The following is a 21,059-nucleotide window of genomic DNA, read 5'->3' as shown; positions in this document are numbered from 1 at the left end:
TTAGCAAACTGTTAATAGTGCATACATGTATGAAAATCTAGAACTTTCTGGTACAGATAGTAATATTTTTTGTCCTTTTTTAAGCTTTCCAGAATTTGCTAATTCTTCAAGCATAATATATATGGATGCCGAACCTATATTACCTACTTTGCTTAAGTTAATAAACCAGTTTTCCCATGGAATATGAACGTCGTTATTTTTCATTTCTTCATATAATTTATCTTTAAAAAAATATGATGAAATGTGTGGTAAATAATAATCTATCTCACTTGGTTTTAAGTCGTGTTTTCCTATAGCTTTCTTTAAGCTATCTACACCTTTAGACAAAATATTATTCCCTAATAATTTTACGTCTTGTTTTAAAGCAAAAATAGATTGGTTTTGCCACTCTTTAGAGTCGTACTCACTCCAAGATTTTAAAAATCCATTTTCAAGTTTTTCACTACCAGAATACATACAAGGTTCTACTTCGTTTGCATAAGAGAAACCTTCCATCCATTCTATTTTTAATGGTTGTTCACCTCTTGGTTTATTTTCTAACAGAAAAGCGCCAGCTCCATCTGATAGCATCCAACGTAAAAAATCCTTATTAAAGGCTATAATTGGCTTCTCTTCTAAGGTTTCAAGATGTTTAATCTCTTCTTCATAGGTTTGAGACATTAACCAGGTTGAAACACGCTCTGAACCGGTACATACTGCATTTTCTGATTGCCCTGATTTAACTGACATAAACCCATATTTTAAGGCATTCATTCCTGAACAACAGGCTCCTGTTGGTGAGTTAATTTCTGTGTTTCCGTTTTTTAAAAAACCGTGAACCATTGCAGCATGTGAAGGTAAAATTTGATCTGCACTTGATGTTCCACAAGATAATACGTCTATATCGTTAGCTTGAAAATCGTCACTCAACAATCCTTTTATAGCTTCGGTTGCTAATTGGGCGTTATTGTGAGAAATATTACCACTATCATCTATTGCGTAATATCTGGTTTCAATTTTATTGTTTCGAAGTACGATACGTCTTCCTTTTGAAGTTTTACCGTTTACCATACCTAATTTCTCTTCCATTTCGTCATTAGATACTGGACGATTGGGTAAAAATTTTGATGTTTTATTTATGTAAACTTCTTTCATTATTATAAGTATTTCTAACTGATGAGTAATATTCTTTATCCTTTTTTATTTTATGGATAGAAAATACATAAGTCAACAAAAATAACATAAAAACTATAGGAGCAATAACCCAAATTGCAAATAATAAATAATAATTAAAGAAATTAAGCCAAAATTTACGTTTAGATAGAGATTGTTCTCCTTTTTTTAAAATTAATGTGGACATTTTAGAGAAAATAATATTTGCTCTTTTATCTGCTAATATTAAAAAGGGTTTAATTTTAACTGCTTCCTTTTTTAATAAGTTATTTTGCAGGTTTGTGTAGTTACCTTTTATAAGGTGTTCTTTTATAACTTCTCCAAATTTAGTACTCTCGTTAATATCTCTTTGAGATACTCCTGGTTTAGGAAAAACACCAAATTTTTTTCTTTTTTTTCCTGTAAACATCCAATCTACAATAGTAATAACGCTAATATGGTTTATATGCCTATCTGCCAACACAATGTTTCCTACCAAATTAGCATTTAATTGTGCTAGTTTGACTTTTAATTTTTCTTGTGCCATAATCCACATATTACGACAGCCTATTACAGTAATTATTGGCTTGTTTTTTAATAGTTTTTTAGCATCTGGTGTATTTAAAAATGAGGTTATTGGTAATCCTGCTGTTAAATACCATACGGGATAACCAAAGATTATTAAATCGTAGTTTTTATTTAATATATGCTGTGGAACAGGCAAAATCGGTTGAGGTATTTGCTGGAATGTTTCTGGGAAAACATCAAAAAACTCATCTTTTGGCCAAGGAAAAGGGTATGGTTTTACCATTTTAATTTCATGGTAATCTATATTTATTTCCTTTGTTGTTATAGTTGATGTTATATTTTTAATTATCTCTGTTAGTTGCCCGGATTGAGAATAATGTATAACCAATAAGTTTTTCACAAAAACAGTTTTATATTAAGCTTGAAAAGGTACAAACTTTAAAGTTATTGTTATGGTAATAATTTAGGTTTTTATTACTGTATTTATTTCCAAAAATTAAAATAATTAAACCATTGTAACGGGTATTTTTTAAGAATGGTTGTAACGCTAGATGTATACTCTTTAAGTAGAGCTTTTTCGTCTCTATGTTTTACAGTGGCTTGACGTGCAAATAAATGATAGTGTTTATTTGTTTCTTTCATTACATAAACAAACAATACTGGAACTTTTAATCTTGAAGCTAATAAAAATGGTCCTGCAGGAAATTTTGCTTTTTTACCAAGCAGTTTTTCTTCTAAAAATTTTGAACCTTCGTAATATCTATCTCCAGTAATGCAAACAATTTCATTTCTTGCTAATGCTGCATTAATTTCGAAAATATGCGATAAGTCTTCTTCTATTAAAATTAAATTTACATTTGGTTTATTTGTAACTGTTTCAAGATATTCTTTTATAGCAGTATGCTCTGTATCTGTAGTTAATAAACTTATTGCTGCTTTGTCTTCAAGTTCTCCAAAAAAATGTTCGGCAATTTCAAAATTACCAACGTGAGCACTAATTAAAATACCTCCTTTTTTTTCTTTTAGAACACTATTAATTAAATGAATGCCATCAAAATCGTAAGTAAAACGATCTCTAAGTCCTGAGGATATAGCTACTTTATCTAATATGGTTTGCCCAAAAACATAGTAACTTTTGTAAATACTTATTATAGACTTAAAAAATGAATAGCTTTGCCTTTTTCGAAAATATTTATAGCTAGCTTTTGTGCTCTCAAAAGCAAAAAAACAAAAATAAAATGCTACAAAGTATAATATAAAGTAAGCAGAAGAAAGCCCGAAGGTTTTCATACTAAAAACAAATATTTTATAGCCTAAAACAGTACCTCTGGATTTACCTTTCCATTGAGTTGCCATAGTAATTAGCTTACTATTTTAATTTATTTTCTATTAAGTTATAGAAATCCTGAAGTGTAACTACATTAACAAAATCTTGAGCAACAAGTTTAACACCAAAACTAGACTCGACAGCTACTACTAAATCCACAAAGTCTAAACTGTCTAATTCTAACGTTTCTTTTAAATTTGCTTCTGGAGCAATATCATCTTCATCTACCTCAAATTCATCAACAAGGAATAGGTTAATCTTGTCAATAATATCTTCTTTTACCATACTTATTCAATACTTTTTTTTATTACTAGGGCTGAATTTGTACCTCCAAATCCAAAAGAGTTGGACAAAAATACATCAATTTTTTCATCTAGCGTTTTTGTTACTAAATTTAATTTTTCTGAATCTTCATCTGTTTCTTCTAAATTAATATTAGGAGCAATAAAATTATTATTCATCATTAGTATTGAATATACAACCTCACTAGCTCCAGCCATCCAGCATTCATGTCCTGTCATAGACTTTGTAGAGCTTACATAAGGTCCTTTTTCTCCAAAAACTTTAGTTATTGCTTTAGCTTCATTTGCATCTCCAACTGGTGTTGATGTTGCATGTGCATTAACATAGTCTACATCTGCTGCTTTTATATTTGCTTGTTCTACTGCTTTAGTCATTGCTCGTGTTGGTCCATCTACATTAGGTGTAGAAATATGTTCACCGTTAGATGAAAAACCGTAACCTATAATTTCGGCTAATATATTAGCTCCACGTTTTTTTGCAGATTCGTAACTTTCTACTATAAGTGTTGCTGCACCACCACTAGGCACTAAACCATCTCTACTTTTATCGAATGGTTTTGATGCTTTCTCTGGATTTTCTGTATCCATGGCAAATACGCCTAAACCGTCAAAACTTGCAAAAGCATATTTATTTATTTCTTGAGCACCACCACAAACTATTATATCTTGTAGTCCTGATTTTATTAAATTAAACGCAACTCCTATAGAATGTGAACCACTAGCACAAGCTGCACTAATTGTAAAATTTATTCCTGTTAATTTAAAGAGTGTTGAAAGGTTCATGGTTACTGTAGAATTCATTGCCTTGAATATTGCTCCAGAACCTACCAAAGTTGTGTCTTTTTTTTCTCTTATCTTATCTACAGATTCTATTGTTTCTTTTGCTGTACTATCGTTACCGTATAGTATACCAACTTCATTATTATCTAAAAATTCTTGAGATATTTTCGCTTGTTCTAATGCTTGAAGCGTCGCTTGATAAGCAAAAGCTCCTTCTTGACTTAAACTTACTCTTTGCCTGCGTGATAGTACTTTTTTTAAGTTTGGCTCTTCAACCATACCTGTTAATGGAGAGCGATAACCAAAATCTTTACGACTCTCATCGTAAATTATTCCAGATTTACCTTGATATAGTGCTGTTTTAACTTCTTCTAAGTTTTTCCCTATACATGAGTAAATACCCATTCCTGTAATTACTACTCTTTTCATAAATTAATTAGAAATAAATTATGAGTATATACCTCCATTTATATTAATTACTTCGCCTGTAATATAAGATGCTTTTTTTGAAACTAAAAATGATACTAAATCTGCTACTTCTTGTGCCTCACCAAATCTATTAGCTGGTACAAGTTTTTTTAATTCTTTTTCATCTAAATCTGAAGTCATATCAGACTTAATAAAACCTGGTGCTACAGCATTTACTGTAATGTTTCTTTTTGCAACCTCTTGAGATAATGCTTTTGTAGCTGCGACAATTGCTCCTTTTGCTGCAGAGTAATTAGTTTGTCCTGGTGTTCCTTTTACTCCTGAAACAGAAGCTAAATTTACAATTCTACCGTAACGGTTGCGTAACATTTTTTGTATAAAATAATTTGTTACGTTAAAAAAACCATTAAGTGAGGTGTTTATTACATTATGCCAATCCTCTTTTGGCATCCACATAAATAAACCATCTTTTGTAATTCCTGCATTATTAATTACAACCTCGACAATCGCATCTTTATTTACTTCCTGCCAAGCATCTAATTTTGTTTTAACGTCGTCAAAATCACTAACGTTAAATTGTATTATTTCTCCAGTATTTCCTGCTGCCTTTACTTTTTCTAAAGTATCTTTAGCTTCAGCCTCGTTACTATTGTAATTTATTATAATATGGTAATCGGAATCTTTTGCAAGTTGTATACTAATTGCTTTACCTATTCCTCTTGATCCTCCTGTTACTAGAACACACTTCATTAATTAAATAATTCTAAATGTTTATAATTGGTATTATTTAATACTTCTCCTTTAGTATTAATATAAACCCATGTTTTTTTGTCTTTTACTCTGGCTAAGCCGTCAATAAATCCTTTTTGGTTATTTTTTTTAAAAATACTAAAACCACCAGCTGTAATTGCATATCTATCTTCAATTACAAGCTTTCCTGTTTTATCTATAAATCCCCAAAATTTATTAAGTTTTACTGGCGCTAAACCATCTTTACTAAAAATTTCTGCATCTCTATATTGATGTGGTATAACCAAGGTTCCTGATGTATCAATATATCCCCATTTTTTATTTTTTAATACAGGTGCTAATCCATTTACAAAAGCTCTTACCTTATCAAATTGAGGTTCTACTATCCAATCTCCATTTTTATTTATAAATCCTATTTTGCCATCTTTTTTAGCATATGCTATTTCTGGATTTACTGAAAAGTCCCAAACTTTTTCTGCGCCATCAACAGCTTTAAAAGTTCCGTTTACTATTAAACCATTTTGCTCTCCTTTTTTTGCAGTAACTAAGTTATTATATACTTTACTTACGCCATCATATTCTGTTTTAATATAATAGTTTCCGTTTTTATCTATAACACCCCATTTATCGCCTTCTAAAACTTTTGAATATCCATCTAAAAAAGGAAATGCTTTTTTATATTTTGGTTTAATGACTATATCTCCTTTGGTATTTATAAAACCTACTTTATCGTTTTCTCTATATATTGCTAAACCTTCAGAAAAATCATAAATTTTATCAGTCTTTAAATCACTTAATACTTGTTCGCCTTTTGTATTTATATAAATCCAGTTTTTATTTAAAACTGCCATTGCTATTCCAGAGTTGAAGGCTTTTGATTTTTTAAATTTAGGTTGCACAACCCACTCGCCTTGTCTATTTATATAACCCCAAAGTTTTCCATCTATTGATGCTTGTGCTACATCTTCAGAAAAGTTTTTAGCATTTTTAAATTTTGGTTTTATTTTAAATTCTCCTGTTTTATTAATGTAACCAAATTTCCCTTCTTGGTTTGCTAAAGCTAGTTTTTGTGCAAAAACAAAACTAAATGATAATAAAACTGTTAGTAATGTAATTTTAAATGTTCTTGAATTCATAATATTAAATTTTATTATTTAATATATATTTTTTAACAAGGTTAACATATGGATACATAATTACGTCTTCTTTAAAAGCGGGCACAATTTTTCTAATCTCATCATACATTTGCCTTGTTTTTTTAGAGACTTTGTCCTGTACATTTAAGTACTCTATTGCTTGAACAATTGTTATTAATTCTATAGCAACAACTTCAAAAGCATTTTCAATTACTTTTTTTGTAATTAGTGCTGCATTGGTTCCCATACTAACAACATCTTGATTATCGTTATTATTAGGAATACTATGTACATACATTGGGTTAGAAAGTGTTTGATTTTCAGCTGTTGTAGAGGTCGCTGTAAACTGTACTCCTTGCATACCAAAATTTAAACCTAATTTACCTAGATTTACAAATGGTGGCAAAATATCGTTTAATCTAGAGTTTAATAAATAATTTAATTGCCTTTCTGATAGCATACTAAGCTTTGCAACTACTATTTTTAGTTTATCCATTTCTAATGAGACGTAATCTCCATGGAAATTTCCGCCGTGATACACGTGCTCTTTTTCTACATCAACAATTGGGTTATCGTTTGCAGAATTTACTTCTTCTATTAGTATTTTTTCTACGCTATTTAAAGTATCTAATACTGGGCCTAAAATTTGAGGTACGCATCTTAGCGAGTAATACTCTTGTACTTTTTCTTTAAATACAGATGTGTCATCATTGTTTTTATATAAATGATGTTCTCTTTTTCTAGTAAGTTGGCTATCGCTTAAATGTGCTCGCATTGCTTTAGCTATTTCTCTTTGCCCTAAATGTTTTTTAGAATGATTTAATTCATGAGATAAATGATCATCGTAAGCAGAAACAATTTCATTTATAGCTGCAGAACAAGAAACCATCCAATCTAGTAATTTTCTTGTAGACATAGTATTTACAATACCTATACCTGTCATTACAGATGTACCATTCATTAAGGCTAATCCTTCTCTTAACTCTACTGCAATAGGTTTTAATTTTTCTATTTTAAAAACTTCTTGTGTTGTTAAAAGTTCTCCTTTATAAAACACTTCTCCTTCTCCAATTAAAACCAAAGCTAGATGTGCTAATTGTACTAAATCTCCACTAGCTCCTACACCTCCATGTTCATAAATTAACGGTGTAATATCTCTATTAATTAGCTCTGTCATTAATTCTATTACAGATTTATGAACTCCAGAGTGACCAAGAGACAATGTATTTAAACGAGCTAACATTGCTGCTTTTACATATTTTGGAGCAATTGGATTTCCTGTACCAGAAGCATGGCTTCTAATTAGGTTATATTGTAATTGAATACGTTGAGAGTCTTCAATCTTATATTGTGCCATTGGTCCAAAACCTGTATTTACACCATATATTACTTTATTTTCTGAAAACGCTTTAAGAAAGTTAAAACTTTTTTCTACTTTCTCAATTACAGAGTTTGATATCTCTAAAGGACTATTATCAATAATAATTTTTTGAAAATCGTCTATATTTAATGTGCCATTAAATTTTAGCATGCTGGTTATTTAAGTCTAAAAATTTATAAAATTGCTTTATAACAAATATAAAGTCGTTATTTTTGTTTACAAACTTAACATATTTAAAGCGCATATACTAAAATGAATATCCCAGAAATTGATGTAGATATATTAATTATAGGATCGGGACCGTCTGGATGCGTAGCAGCATCTTATCTTCATAAACAAGGCTTTAATATTAAAGTTGTTGAAAAAAGTAAATTTCCTCGATTTGTTATAGGTGAAAGCTTACTACCTAGATGTATGGATCACTTTGAAGAGGTTGGTTTACTAGATTGTTTAAAAGCAGAAAAATTTGAAATAAAAAAAGGTGCTCGTTTTATGAAAAACGGCATTGTATGTGATTTCGATTTTAGTAATAAACACACAAAAGGCTGGGATTGGACTTGGCAAGTACCTCGTGCAGATTTTGATAATGCTTTAGCAAACGAGCTTATAAAAAGAGGTGTTGATATTAGCTTTGAGCACGAAGTTACTCATGTCGTTTTTGATGCATTAGGAAACTCTAAAACAACTACAAAAGATCAAAACGGAAATTTATATAATATAAACGCCAAATATATTGTAGACTCTAGTGGCTACGGTAGAGTTTTACCAAGGTTATTAGGTTTAGACAAACCATCAGAAATACCTGTACACTCATCAATATTTGGACATATTACTGACTCTAAAAGACCTGATGGAGCTGAAGGTACTTTAATTACATTTGATATTTTAGATACAGATACTTGGTTATGGGTTATCCCTTTTTCTAACGGAACAACTAGTATTGGTTTTGTTGGTAAAAGTGACTATTTAAATTCTTTTGAAGGTACTACCGAAGAAAAGCTACATAAAATGATGACGCTTTCAAAACATTATAAAGCGCGTTTTAAAGATGAAACTTATTTGTTTGAACCAAAAAGCATTAAGAATTTTTCAAAATCTGTAACACAACTTTACGGCAAAGGCTATGCCTTAACAGGAAATAGCGCAGAGTTTTTAGACCCAGTGTTCTCTTCTGGAGTTACATTTGCTACAGAATCTGCTCTAAAAGCTGCAAAACTTATCACTAAAACGCTTAATAACAAACCTGTAGATTGGGAAATTGAATACTCTAATTACATGAAGCAAGGTGTCAATGTATTTGCTACTTATGTTAAAGAATGGTATACTGGCAATTTACAAACTCTGTTTTTTCATAGACCAGAAAATTTGGATGTAAAAAAACAAATTTGTGCTGTTTTAGCAGGTTATGTTTGGGATGAAACAAATCCTTTTGTAAAAAAGCATGACAGAGCAGTTAAAGCCATGGCGCATTTGTTAAATATGCAAAAAGAAAAAAGCGAAACTTTATAATAAGTCTCGCTTTTAAATTATAAGGTAAAAGAACTATTACTATTTAGTTTTTTTTATTAATAATCCTGCTAGTGTTTTTCCTGTTTTAGCATAACCTTCACCAATTCTATCTTCGTTACTATAAGTTCCACCAAAACTATTTCCTGGAGCATTTTTAGCATTAATCTCTAATAACACATTGTCTCTATTAGCAGTTTCAACAAACTTTAAATTGGTAGTTACTTTAGCACCTTTTTTCATAACACCAACATTCCAACCTGGATAAAGCCATTTAGTTTCTACAATTAAAGTGTATTTAGCATCTGTTAATCCTTCTTGAAAGTACATGTTTCTTTTTTTCTCCATATACCTATTCATTAACTCTAAAAATTTTGGAGCATAGATTAACTCTCTTGAAGCAATCCATTTTTTTTCCCAAGCCTTACCTTTACCTCTGCTTTTTTTCTCTAAATCAGCCGAACGCGATTCCATGTACTCTTCGTTTGTTTGGTTATCTTTAAATAACTTTTGGTTATCGTATACAAATTCAACGTTAACTTCTTTTTGACCCTTAATAAAATCAAAATCTCCATTAACCACTTTCATTTTCTGTGCAAACATCACAGTGCAAAAAAATAAACCTAATACTAATGCTACTTGTTTTTTCATTATTCTTTAATTAAAGTTAGACAACAAATATAGAAAAATAACCCTATAAAAAAACCAAAACATTATTCAGTAATAATCAATTGACAATCAATATTTTACGATTTATAGAAATATCAAAAACTGCATTTCGTCGATATTTTATGCGCTTTAAGGATGATTTTTACAAAAAAGTTATTACATTAGCGACCTATTAACCTAATTAAATAGATTCCCTAATCTAATCACTATGAAAAAAATTACTTACCTACTCGTTGCCCTATTTATGGTAACATTTTCTTTTTCGCAGGAAAAACATTCTCGAATTAAAATTAATCATCCAGATCAGCATACCGCAAATACTGTTGCTTCGCAAGGTATTGATTTAAATTGTGGAGCCAAACATGAAGGAGGCGCTATTTCTCTAGATTTATCTGCAAAGGAAATTAATAAATTGAGAGCAAATAATATTTCTTTTACTGTTGAAATAGACGATTTACAAAAATTTTACTCCGAAAAAGCCAAAAGAGACCTTCCTAAAGCTAAAGCCGAATTAAAAAATGCTCAATCTCGAGCAGCAGCACAATCTAACAATTACAAATCTTCAATTTCAAATATTGTAACAAATAACATTATTCAATATACGGGTTGCGATGAAATAGATTTTGTAGAGCCTCAAAACTTTAATTTAGGTAATTGGGCTGGATGTTTAACGTATAGAGAAGTACAAAATGAGTTAGATGACATGTATACATACTCTCAAACTAATAGTTTAGATATTGTATCTGTTAAAGCAAATGCATCTTCTACCGGACAAAAAACTTGGGGAAATCCAGCAAATACAATCACAAATAATGGTCTTACCTATTCTGGACAAGGTACTGCAAGTTCTTTTGAAAATGAAGATGATAGAGATGGAAAAACATTTTGGCAACCAGAAACTATATATTATATAAGAATTACTGGAGATCAAAGTTCAACTCCAGAAGGCTCAAAACCACAAATATTATTTACTTCTATGATTCACTCTAGAGAGGTAAGTGCTTTAATGAATAACATGTACTTTATGTGGTATTTAGTTGAGAATTACGATACAGATCCTGCAATTAAAGAATTAGTAGATAATAACGAATTATATTTTGTTCCTGTTGTAAATCCAGATGGTTTAAAATGGAACGAACATCTAGATGCAAGACAAGACGGATTAGTAGATGATGGGAGTTATTTTCAACGTAAAAATTTAAGACCTAATACCGGAGGCACTGGAAATACTTCAGAAAATAGAGGTGTCGATTTAAATAGAAACTTCGATTACTATTGGGGTCTAAACGATATTGGTTCTTCAGGATTATCTACTAATAACGGAGCAAATGGAACGTACAGAGGACCAGCTCCAGAGTCTGAACCAGAAACACAAATTATGGTAGATTTTATTACTACACGAAATATTAAATCTGCAGTATGGAACCACTCTTATGCTAACTCTGTACCGCATCCTTATGGAGGCGAGCCTACCGATAGTTCTGGTAGAGAGGACGAATTTTACAGATGGCATGAAGAAATGACTAGATATAATAGATATCTATATGGTGCTACTATTTTTTACGAATCTAATGGAATACCAGATGATTGGATGATGGGTGGTGACGTAGATAACAATGGATCTACAGGTTCAGGACAAGCAATTATTGCAACTACACCAGAGCATGGTGGTGAAGGTTTTTGGCCAACACCTTCTACAATTATTCCTATTGCTAAACGCTCTATGCGAATTAGCTTAGCCACAGCTTATTATGGTGGAAAATATGCCAAACTACACGATTTAACACAAAGTAATCTAACAAACTTAACTGAAAATATAGAGTTTGGTATTGAACGTATTGGGCAAACTGCAAGTGATTTTACAGTTACAGTAACTCCTGTTTCTTCTAATATAACAAGTATATCTTCTCCTGTAACAGAAACAGGAATGCCTGTACTGTCTCAAAGAACAGTTTCATTTTCTTTAAATTTAGATCCAAGTATAACTACTAATCAAGAAATTCAATACAATGTTAAACTTTCTAATGATGATGGTATTATTTATGAAGCTAACTATAAAAAATATTATCAACCAACACTATTATTCGACCACGATCCAGATGCTACAGGTTTAACAGGTTGGACACAATCTAATGGTTGGATTAACACAACGTCTGATGCATATTCAGGATCTAACGCTATTAGCACAGGAACATATAATAATAATGTTACAAAAACATTAACTACCACAAATAGTTACGATTTTACCAATTCAGAAGAAGTCCTTATACAGTTTTATTCAAAATGGGACATAGAAAGAAATTATGATTTTGTTGAAGTTTTAGGTTCGCCAGATGGTGGTTCTAGTTGGGTGTCACTTTGTGGAAATTACACAAAGCCAAATGCAACTAGTGCAACAACTAGTCATGATAATAAAAGTTCTTCATATGCCAATTTTCAAGCTAATAGTTCTGGGCAAGTTTATGACGGAGACAGAATGGATAATTGGGTTATGGAAGAATTTACCATAGACGCCAGCAATTACGCTTCTCTTATTAACTCAAACAACGTAAAAATAAGATTCAATTTTAGAACAGATGCATTAAACGTAAACGAAAACTATTCTACAACCAACGATGGTTTCTTTATAGACGATTTTAAAATAATTAGCGTTAATGTAGCTTGCCAAACTACTGTTCCTACAAATATTACATTTTCAAACATTTCAGCATTCTCTGCACAAGTAGATTGGTTTGAAGTATCATCAGCAACTTACGATTTAAGATATAGAGAAACTGGATCTGGAGCATCTGGATGGACAACTGTTACAAATCTTACCACAAATAGCTATACTATTACAGGCCTGTCTGCTGAAACAGAATATGATGTGCGTGTAAGAACACGATGCGAAACTAACACTTCTAGTTATAGTACAATTGAAAACTTTACAACTCCGGCATCTGTTCCTTGTACAGGAAGTGCTGTCTCTTCTTTTCCATATTCTGAAAGTTTTGAAGCAGATTTCGGTTTATGGACAAATAACACAAGTGGAGACGACATAGATTGGACAAGAAACTCTGGAACGACACCAACAAACACTACTAATAATCCAGATATTACTGGTCCTTCTGGAGCTAGTGATGGCACGTTTTATATTTATACTGAAGCATCAGGAGAAGGAACAGGTTATCCAAACAAAGTTGCTTATATAACAAGTCCTTGTTTTGAATTAGATGGTTACGAAAATTCTCAATTCTCTTTCGACTACCATATGTTTGGTGCAACAATGGGAAATTTATATGTAGAAGTTAGTACAGATAATTTTGCAACTTTTAATACTGTTTTTACTCAAATTGGTCAGCCAAACTCTCAAACAACAGCAAATTCCAATCCATGGTTAACAGAAACTGTAGATTTATCTGCTTATAATGGACAAACAATAAAGCTACGTTTTCATGGTATTACTGGTTCTAGTTTTAGAAGTGATATCTCAGTAGATAACATTAATTTTACAGCAGACGTTGCTACTTCAGCACCACCTGTTGCTTCGTGCCAAAATATCACAGTGCAGTTAGACAATACTGGAAATGCCACTATTATAGCTACAGATGTAGATAATGGATCTACAGATGATGTAGCAATTACAAACTATTCAATAGATATTGATACGTTTGATTGTTCTAACATAGGAACACCTGTTAATGTAACACTTACTGTTACAGATGCAGAATCTCAAACCGATAGTTGCACTGCAACAGTTACAGTTGTAGACCAAGTAAATCCTGAATTTGTAAATGTTCCAGGAGATCAATCGTTTACCTGTGGTAACAATAATCCAACATGGACAGATCCAACAGCAACAGATAATTGTGACACAACATTAACCGTTGTTAGAACAGACTCAACAGGACTTAATAGTGGAGATACTTTTCCTAACGGAACTACAACCATTAGTTATTCTGTAACCGATGATAGCGGTAATACTGAAACTGCATCATTTAATGTAAATATTATAGCAGATAGTGAAAATCCTACAGCTGTTTGTCAAAACATTTCTATTCAATTAGACAACACAGGTAATGCTACAATTACAGCATCACAAATTAACAATGGCTCTTCAGATAACTGTGGAATAGCAAGTATTTCTGCCTCAAAAACAAGTTTTACTTGTACAGATGAAGGTACAAATAATGTAATCTTAACTGTAACGGATGCTAATGGAAACTCTGACACTTGTACAGCCGTTGTAACAGTAACACTACAAGATGAACCAGCTGCTGTTAATTGCTGGGACAATTACACTTACAACTATACAAGTTGTTCTTGGGAAAATCAAGGTACACAACCTACTGAACCTACAGCTACAAACTGTTGGGATGATTATCAATTTGACACTACAAGTTGTTCTTGGGTAAACCAAGGATCACAACCTACTGAACCTACAGCTACAAACTGTTGGGATGATTACCAGTTTGATACTACAAGTTGTACGTGGGTAAACCAAGGATCACAACCTACTGAACCTACAGCTACAAACTGTTGGGATGATTACCAGTTTGATACTACAAGTTGTACGTGGGTAAACCAAGGATCACAACCTACTGAACCTACAGCTACAAACTGTTGGGATGATTATCAATTTGACACTACAAGTTGTTCATGGGTAAACCAAGGATCACAACCTACTGAACCTACAGCTACAAACTGTTGGGATGATTATCAATTTGATACTACAAGTTGTTCTTGGGTAAACCAAGGATCGCAACCTACTGAACCTACAGCTACAAACTGTTGGGATGATTATCAATTTGATACTACAAGTTGTACGTGGGTAAATCAAGGATCACAACCTACTGAACCTACAGCTACAAACTGTTGGGATGATTATCAATTTGACACTACAAGTTGTTCATGGGTAAACCAAGGATCGCAACCTACTGAACCTACAGCTACAAACTGTTGGGATGATTATCAATTTGATACTACAAGTTGTTCTTGGGTAAACCAAGGATCACAACCTACTGAACCTACAGCTACAAACTGTTGGGATGATTATCAATTTGATACTACAAGTTGTACGTGGGTAAACCAAGGATCACAACCTACTGAACCTACAGCTACAAACTGTTGGGATGATTATCAATTTGACACTACAAGTTGTTCATGGGTAAACCAAGGATCGCAACCTACTGAACCTACAGCTACAAACTGTTGGGATGATTATCAATTTGATACTACAAGTTGTACGTGGGTAAACCAAGGATCACAACCTACTGAACCTACAGCTACAAACTGTTGGGATGATTACCAGTTTGATACTACAAGTTGTTCTTGGGTAAACCAAGGATCACAACCTACTGAACCTACAGCTACAAACTGTTGGGATGATTATCAATTTGATACTACAAGTTGTTCTTGGGTAAACCAAGGATCACAACCTACTGAACCTACAGCTACAAACTGTTGGGATGATTATCAATTTGATACTACCAGTTGTTCTTGGGTAAACCAAGGATCGCAACCTACTGAACCTGCAACAGAATGTTATGAAACAGCAACTTTCAACAATAATACTTGTATGTGGGAAGTTGAAGCAACAAGCAGCACAACATCATACTATGCAGATACAGATGGTGACGGCTTTGGTGATGAAAATAACTCGGTTGACGATTGCTCTCAACCTGCTGGATATGTAAACAACAATACGGATTGTGACGATACTAATAGCAATATTAATCCTGATGCTACTGAAATTCCACAAAATGGGATAGATGAGGATTGTAACGGAACAGACGAAACCACATTAGGTACTGATACCTTTATAACTGAAGAAATTAATATTAGTCCTAACCCTTTTAGATCTAATATTAATATTGCTCTTCCATTAAATTTTAGTAATGAAAAATTAACTGTAATTATTTACGATTTAAACGGAAGAATTATACACAAACAAATAGGTAAACCTAATTCTTCAGGTAAATTAATTGTAACTGGTTTAGAACAATTAGATCAAGCACCATACTTTTTAAGAATATCAAATTCTAGAAACAGTATCTTACATACTCAAAAATTAATTAAGTTTTAAACTAATTAAATATTTCTTATTAAAAGGTTGATTATTCGTTTAATCAACCTTTTTTTCTGTCTAAAATTAAAAATCATCGACGAAATGCATAATTCAAAGTTAAGACGCAACTAAAATCAGAATCACAATACACTGCTTTTTAAGTAATTACAAACCAACAATGCATTTCATCGAATAAATTTGCGGATTACAGACATTTATTTTACTTTTACAGTCTGTTATCCCAAACAGTTACCCTAAATCGACCTACGATTATGAAAAACTTTACGATTAAAACGAGTTTACTCGTTGTTATGGCCTTATTTGGCTTTTTGAATATTAATTCTTTAACTGCTCAAATTACAACAGAGCTTGGATTCTATGATTTTGAATCTGGTACTCAAGGTTGGTCTGGTTCTACCCAAGCCTACAGGCAGTTTAATGGCACATACGCCTACAGTAACAATTATAGTTTCTGGTTAAGAGATAATTTAGGAGCAAACTCATCAATGACTTCTCCTTCTTATAGTTTAGGTCTATACGATAAAATAGATCTTAAATTTTTCTTTACTGCTTATAGTATGGAAACTGGAGAAGACTTCTTTATTGAGTATAATTCTGGAGGAGTTTTCTCTAATTGGGAAACCGTTGCTCGTTTTGTTAGTGGAAACGTTAATAATAAGAGTGCAGACTTTCAAGCTACAAATTCAAGAATTTTTTATAGCAAAACAGTAACCTTATTTGCTGCAGATTATTCTTTTCCTTTTTTACCTACTGGTCGTTTTAGAATTAGATGTGATGCAAGCAACACAGGTGATTATGTAATGATTGATGATGTTTTAATTAAAGGTACAATATATGGAAATCCAATTACTGGGCCTGGAGGAGTTACCAATAATTTAGATTTATGGCTTAAAGCCGACCAATTAGATGGAGCTAACTATGGAACTGATGGTACTAATGTTAACCAATGGGTAGATAACGGTAAAGGTAATAATGCCGAAGTTGTTGTTACTGGACAAGAACCAGTATACAGAAACAACAATAATAAAAACATGAACTTTAATCCGGTTATTGAATTTGAGAATAACAATAATACGGCTTCTTCAGACATGACATATATTAACAACAGAGATGAACTTAAAGGTACTGGAGGATTTAGTACAAATGATATTTTTGTTGTGTTAATGCCAGATCCTAACATTACAAATTCAATGATTCCTTTAGATACTTTTACAGGTTCTGATCCTTTAGCAGAAAGCTATACAGAAGATGTAACTGGATTTGGTTATGGCTCATATACAGCTAGAATAAACAATGAAAGATTAGCTTTTTGTATAGGTACAACAAGTGAAACACCTTCTAACCCTAATGAAAATGGTTATGGAAGAGCAGATACAAATTCTGCAACAAATTACAATCAAATACAAATATTAAATGTTAGACAAAATGCTTCAGACACAGATATGGAGCTTTACTTTAATGGCAATCAAGTAGGTAACGAAACAAACGATATTTCAAGATATACTACTATAAATAATGGTAGATATTGGTTGGGAAGAAGTCAATACTGGAATGGTAGTTTTGATGGTCGTATTGCCGAAGTTATTACTTATAATTCAAGAAAAAGTGACGTTAACCTTACACAAGAACACAATAGAATTCAATCGTATTTAGCTATTAAATATGGTATTACTCTTGGTGTAAATGGTACAAGTCAAGACTATGTTGACAGTCAAGGAAATATAATTTGGGATCAATCTGCTAATGCCGGTTTTAATTACGATATTACTGGTATTGGTAGAGATGATGCAGCAGAATTAGACCAAAGGCAATCTAAAAGTGTGAACTCACAATTAGATGGCATTGGTGAAACTCGCGGATTAGTTACTATGGGACTTACAGATATTTATAATACTAACAGTGTAAACCAAGCTGCTAACCCAACTTCTTTTAATAATAGAGAATTTCTTACTTGGGGAAACAATAATGCTAGCTTAGATGCTGCACCAGTTACTGTTGCCGTAGATATGAGTAGTGGTATTCCAGGTCTTTCAACACCTGTTAGTTTTTTAGGTATGCAACGTATTTGGAAAGTTGTTGAAAATGGAGGCGATGTTGAAACTGTAAAAGTTTCAATTCCTCAAAATGCAATTAGAAACATTAATCCTCCAGGAAGTTACTACATGTTTATTTCAGATACTCCTGTTTTTGATCCAACTGCAGATTACAGATTAATGACTAGTAATGGAGCAAACTTAGAAGCTAGCTATGATTTTGATGGAACTAAATATGTAACTTTTGGTTACGCACCGCAAGTAATTGTAGAACGTTCTATTTATTTTGATGGAAATCAAGATTATATTGATATTGACAATAACCTTGATTTAAATCCATCTGGATTTACAGTATCTGCTTGGATAAAAAGAGATGCTGCAGATAGTGGTATATCTACAATTGTTTCTAAAAGAAATAGCACCTTAACGCAAGGTTATGATTTTAGAGTTATAAACGATAATAGACTACAAATTAGATGGAGAAATGGATCAAATCAAAATCTAACTTCTTTTACATCAATTCCTGATGATGAGTGGCACCATGTTGCTGCTATTTACAACGGCACTAGAGTTTATCTTTATATTGATGGTGTCTTAGATAGATCTGCTAATAGAAATGTACCATTAGCTACAAATGAAGCTTTCCTTATTGCTGCTGCTTCAAAAAGTAACCCTACGCAACTATTTAGAGGTAATATAGACGAGGTTCGCGTTTGGGATGTAGAGTTAACTCAAGCTCAATTACAATATATAATGAATCAGGAAATAGAGCAAAATGCAGCTTTTGTATCTGGTAAGGTTTTACCTAATACAATTACTAAAAATGAAGTTGCTTCTATTCCATGGTCTAGTTTAGCTGGCTACTACCCTATGTCTATTTATACCTATACAAATACAGAAGACGAATCTGGTAATGGTTATCAAGGAGCACTTAGAAACCTAAACACAGTAGACTACCAAACGGCACCTTTACCATATAGAAGTACAACTAATGGAGATTGGAACACTAATGGAACTTGGGAAAATGGAAACTTACAAACCATTCCAGGTACAACATCTATAGTTGACAATACTTTAACTGTAGACTGGAATATAGTAGAGACTAGCCACAACATTACCATGGATAATGCTATACTACCTACTACAAGTAATAATGAAAGAAAAGTATTAGCATTAAATGTAAATTCAAATACTTTAACTCTTAATGGAGACACAACTGCTAACACTGGAAATGCTATAACTGTAACTCACTATTTAAATTTAGATGGTAAAATTGATTTAGAAGGAGAATCTCAATTATTACAAACCTTAAACTCAGATCTTGATCCATCAAGTTCTGGATCTCTAGAAAGAGACCAACAAGGAACTCAGGATTTATATACTTATAATTATTGGTCTTCACCAGTAGGAGTAACAAATTCAATTTCAAATAACAATAACTACTCTATACCTCAAATATTTAAAGATGGTACAGATTCTAGTAATCCAATTGCTATTAATTTTATAACAAACTCTTACGATGGTACGCCATCTTCTCCAGGAAATGCGGTAGGAATTGCAGATTATTGGATTTGGAAATACGGTAACTTAGCAAATAATTATTATAATTGGGAGCATGTAAGAAGTACTGGTACATTACAAGCTGGAGAAGGCTTTACCATGAAAGGAGTTGCAAACACAAGTGGCAATGTATTACAAGAGCAAAATTACATACTTGAAGGAAAGCCTCATAATGGAGAAATAACATTACCAATAAACTCAGCAAACGAATATTTAGTAGGAAACCCATATGCTTCTGCTATCGATGCTAATAGATTTATTTTAGACAATACAAATACAACTGGAAGTTTATATTTCTGGGAACATTGGGGTGGCGGATCTCATGTTACAACAGATTACCAAGGAGGTTATGCAACCTACAACCTATCTGGTGCAACACCAGCTATGCAGCATAATTATGCTACTGGAGGAAACACAGGAACAGGAGCATCAAATAAATTACCAGGACGTTACATTCCAGTGGCTCAAGGATTTTTTGTAACTGGTAGCAATAATGGAACTATAAACTTTAATAATAATCAAAGAGTTTTTCAAAAAGAAAGTATAAACTCAACTTTTATTAGAAGCTCATCAAACAGTTCTAATTTTACTAATAACCCAAATACTGATACTGATAATAGAATGAAAATTCGTTTAGGTTTTAACTCTGTTAGTACCTATAAAAGACAGCTATTAGTAACAGTAGATAGTAATGCTACTTCTCAAGTTGATTTTGGATATGATGCCGAAGTAAATGAAACTCATAAAGATGATATGTATTGGATGATTGATAATAGAAAATTCAATATTCAAGGTATAGATTATATCGATTCTACAACTTCTCTTCCGTTAGGAATACATACAGATATAGATGGAATTAATACATTTAAAATAGACGAACTTATTAATGTACCTAGCGACTTAGAGATTTATATATATGATGCATTAACAGATACATATAACGACATAAAAAATAATCCGGAATTTTCTATAGATATACCTGCTGGAACTTATACAGATCGTTTTGAATTAAGATTCTATAACGGAAACTCTTTAAGTACCGAAGATTTTTTAGCTGAAGACACAGGAATTCAATTCTACTTTACAAATAACAATGAGTCAATTGTTATTAACAACCCAGAATTACAAGAAATTTACTCTGTTTCTTTAATAAATGTTTTAGGTCAAGAGATTGTTTCTTTCGATTCTATTGAAACTAAAGATTATACAACTTTAAAAACAAGTAACATAAGTACCGGAAACTATATCTTAAACATCAATACTAATATTGGAAAAATTTCTAAAAAAGTATTAATTGAATAATCCTAAACCAGATACCTATCTATAATAAATTTCTTATTTATGTTTTCCAAATCCCAAAGTTTTCTTTGGGATTTTTTGTTTGAACAAAATCCAACTCAAATGTATTTCAACTAAAAAATTAACCATACACCGATGTTTTTCATAAAATTAGTTAAATA

Annotated in this window: 12 protein-coding genes; 3 read left to right on the top strand and 9 right to left on the bottom strand. The window is 32.0% G+C overall.

Annotated features, from left to right (window positions below; translation table 11 throughout):
* From LACAL_RS10435 to hutH, 8 genes are all read right to left on the bottom strand, one after another.
* The gene (locus tag LACAL_RS10435) at nt 1-1,134 is read right to left on the bottom strand and encodes a beta-ketoacyl-ACP synthase III (protein ID WP_013870699.1); all 1,134 of its coding nucleotides are present in this window, start codon (nt 1,132-1,134) and stop codon (nt 1-3) included.
* A complete protein-coding gene (locus LACAL_RS10430) occupies nt 1,112-2,059 on the bottom strand; it encodes a hypothetical protein (RefSeq protein ID WP_013870698.1) in 948 nt (315 codons plus the stop codon). The genes LACAL_RS10435 and LACAL_RS10430 overlap by 23 nt, the downstream gene beginning before the upstream one ends.
* A gap of 83 nt (nt 2,060-2,142) precedes the next feature.
* Nucleotides 2,143-3,015: a lipid A biosynthesis acyltransferase gene (locus LACAL_RS10425; protein WP_013870697.1), complete on the bottom strand. Its 873-nt coding sequence runs from the start codon at nt 3,013-3,015 to the stop codon at nt 2,143-2,145.
* A 13-nt stretch (nt 3,016-3,028) separates the two neighbouring features.
* Nucleotides 3,029-3,271 carry a phosphopantetheine-binding protein gene (locus LACAL_RS10420; RefSeq protein WP_013870696.1) on the bottom strand — a complete coding sequence of 81 codons (243 nt, stop codon included), beginning with the start codon at nt 3,269-3,271 and terminating at the stop codon, nt 3,029-3,031.
* A 2-nt stretch (nt 3,272-3,273) separates the two neighbouring features.
* Nucleotides 3,274-4,497: a beta-ketoacyl synthase gene (locus LACAL_RS10415; RefSeq protein ID WP_013870695.1), complete on the bottom strand. Its 1,224-nt coding sequence runs from the start codon at nt 4,495-4,497 to the stop codon at nt 3,274-3,276.
* A gap of 18 nt (nt 4,498-4,515) precedes the next feature.
* Nucleotides 4,516-5,247, bottom strand: a complete 732-nt coding sequence (gene fabG / locus LACAL_RS10410) for a 3-oxoacyl-ACP reductase FabG (RefSeq protein WP_013870694.1) — start codon at nt 5,245-5,247, stop codon at nt 4,516-4,518.
* Nucleotides 5,247-6,383: a WG repeat-containing protein gene (locus LACAL_RS10405; RefSeq protein ID WP_013870693.1), complete on the bottom strand. Its 1,137-nt coding sequence runs from the start codon at nt 6,381-6,383 to the stop codon at nt 5,247-5,249. Before LACAL_RS10405 ends, fabG begins: the two co-directional genes overlap by 1 nt.
* A 4-nt stretch (nt 6,384-6,387) precedes the next feature.
* Complete coding sequence (gene hutH / locus LACAL_RS10400; protein ID WP_013870692.1) at nt 6,388-7,914, bottom strand: histidine ammonia-lyase; 1,527 nt, start codon at nt 7,912-7,914, stop codon at nt 6,388-6,390.
* Between the two features lie 102 nt (nt 7,915-8,016).
* On the opposite strand from hutH, the gene LACAL_RS10395 reads away from it, so the two are divergent.
* Nucleotides 8,017-9,273, top strand: a complete 1,257-nt coding sequence (locus tag LACAL_RS10395; protein WP_013870691.1) for an NAD(P)/FAD-dependent oxidoreductase — start codon at nt 8,017-8,019, stop codon at nt 9,271-9,273.
* Nucleotides 9,274-9,312: 39 nt separating this feature from the next.
* On the opposite strand, the gene LACAL_RS10390 is transcribed toward LACAL_RS10395, so the two are convergent.
* Nucleotides 9,313-9,921, bottom strand: coding sequence for a hypothetical protein (locus LACAL_RS10390; RefSeq protein WP_013870690.1), 609 nt, complete (start codon nt 9,919-9,921; stop codon nt 9,313-9,315).
* A 226-nt stretch (nt 9,922-10,147) separates the two neighbouring features.
* Between LACAL_RS10390 and LACAL_RS10385 the strand changes: the two genes are divergently transcribed.
* Nucleotides 10,148-16,003, top strand: coding sequence for a M14 family zinc carboxypeptidase (locus LACAL_RS10385; protein ID WP_083817721.1), 5,856 nt, complete (start codon nt 10,148-10,150; stop codon nt 16,001-16,003).
* 254 nt (nt 16,004-16,257) lie between these two features.
* A complete protein-coding gene (locus LACAL_RS10380) occupies nt 16,258-20,901 on the top strand; it encodes a LamG-like jellyroll fold domain-containing protein (protein ID WP_013870688.1) in 4,644 nt (1,547 codons plus the stop codon).
* Nucleotides 20,902-21,059: the final 158 nt, after the last annotated feature.

Source organism: Lacinutrix sp. 5H-3-7-4 (assembly GCF_000211855.2).
Taxonomy (GTDB): Bacteria; Bacteroidota; Bacteroidia; order Flavobacteriales; family Flavobacteriaceae; genus Lacinutrix.
This window is presented reverse-complemented; position numbering and strand designations above follow the sequence as displayed.

Coding starts and splice junctions, on each gene's coding strand:
- LACAL_RS10390 (WP_013870690.1), bottom strand. CDS start 9,921: ATGAAAAAACAAGTAGCATTAGTATTAGGTTTATTTTTTTGCACTGTG.
- LACAL_RS10405 (WP_013870693.1), bottom strand. CDS start 6,383: ATGAATTCAAGAACATTTAAAATTACATTACTAACAGTTTTATTATCA.
- LACAL_RS10435 (WP_013870699.1), bottom strand. CDS start 1,134: ATGAAAGAAGTTTACATAAATAAAACATCAAAATTTTTACCCAATCGT.
- hutH (WP_013870692.1), bottom strand. CDS start 7,914: ATGCTAAAATTTAATGGCACATTAAATATAGACGATTTTCAAAAAATT.
- LACAL_RS10425 (WP_013870697.1), bottom strand. CDS start 3,015: ATGGCAACTCAATGGAAAGGTAAATCCAGAGGTACTGTTTTAGGCTAT.
- LACAL_RS10415 (WP_013870695.1), bottom strand. CDS start 4,497: ATGAAAAGAGTAGTAATTACAGGAATGGGTATTTACTCATGTATAGGG.
- LACAL_RS10385 (WP_083817721.1), top strand. CDS start 10,148: ATGAAAAAAATTACTTACCTACTCGTTGCCCTATTTATGGTAACATTT.
- LACAL_RS10420 (WP_013870696.1), bottom strand. CDS start 3,271: ATGGTAAAAGAAGATATTATTGACAAGATTAACCTATTCCTTGTTGAT.
- fabG (WP_013870694.1), bottom strand. CDS start 5,247: ATGAAGTGTGTTCTAGTAACAGGAGGATCAAGAGGAATAGGTAAAGCA.
- LACAL_RS10395 (WP_013870691.1), top strand. CDS start 8,017: ATGAATATCCCAGAAATTGATGTAGATATATTAATTATAGGATCGGGA.
- LACAL_RS10380 (WP_013870688.1), top strand. CDS start 16,258: ATGAAAAACTTTACGATTAAAACGAGTTTACTCGTTGTTATGGCCTTA.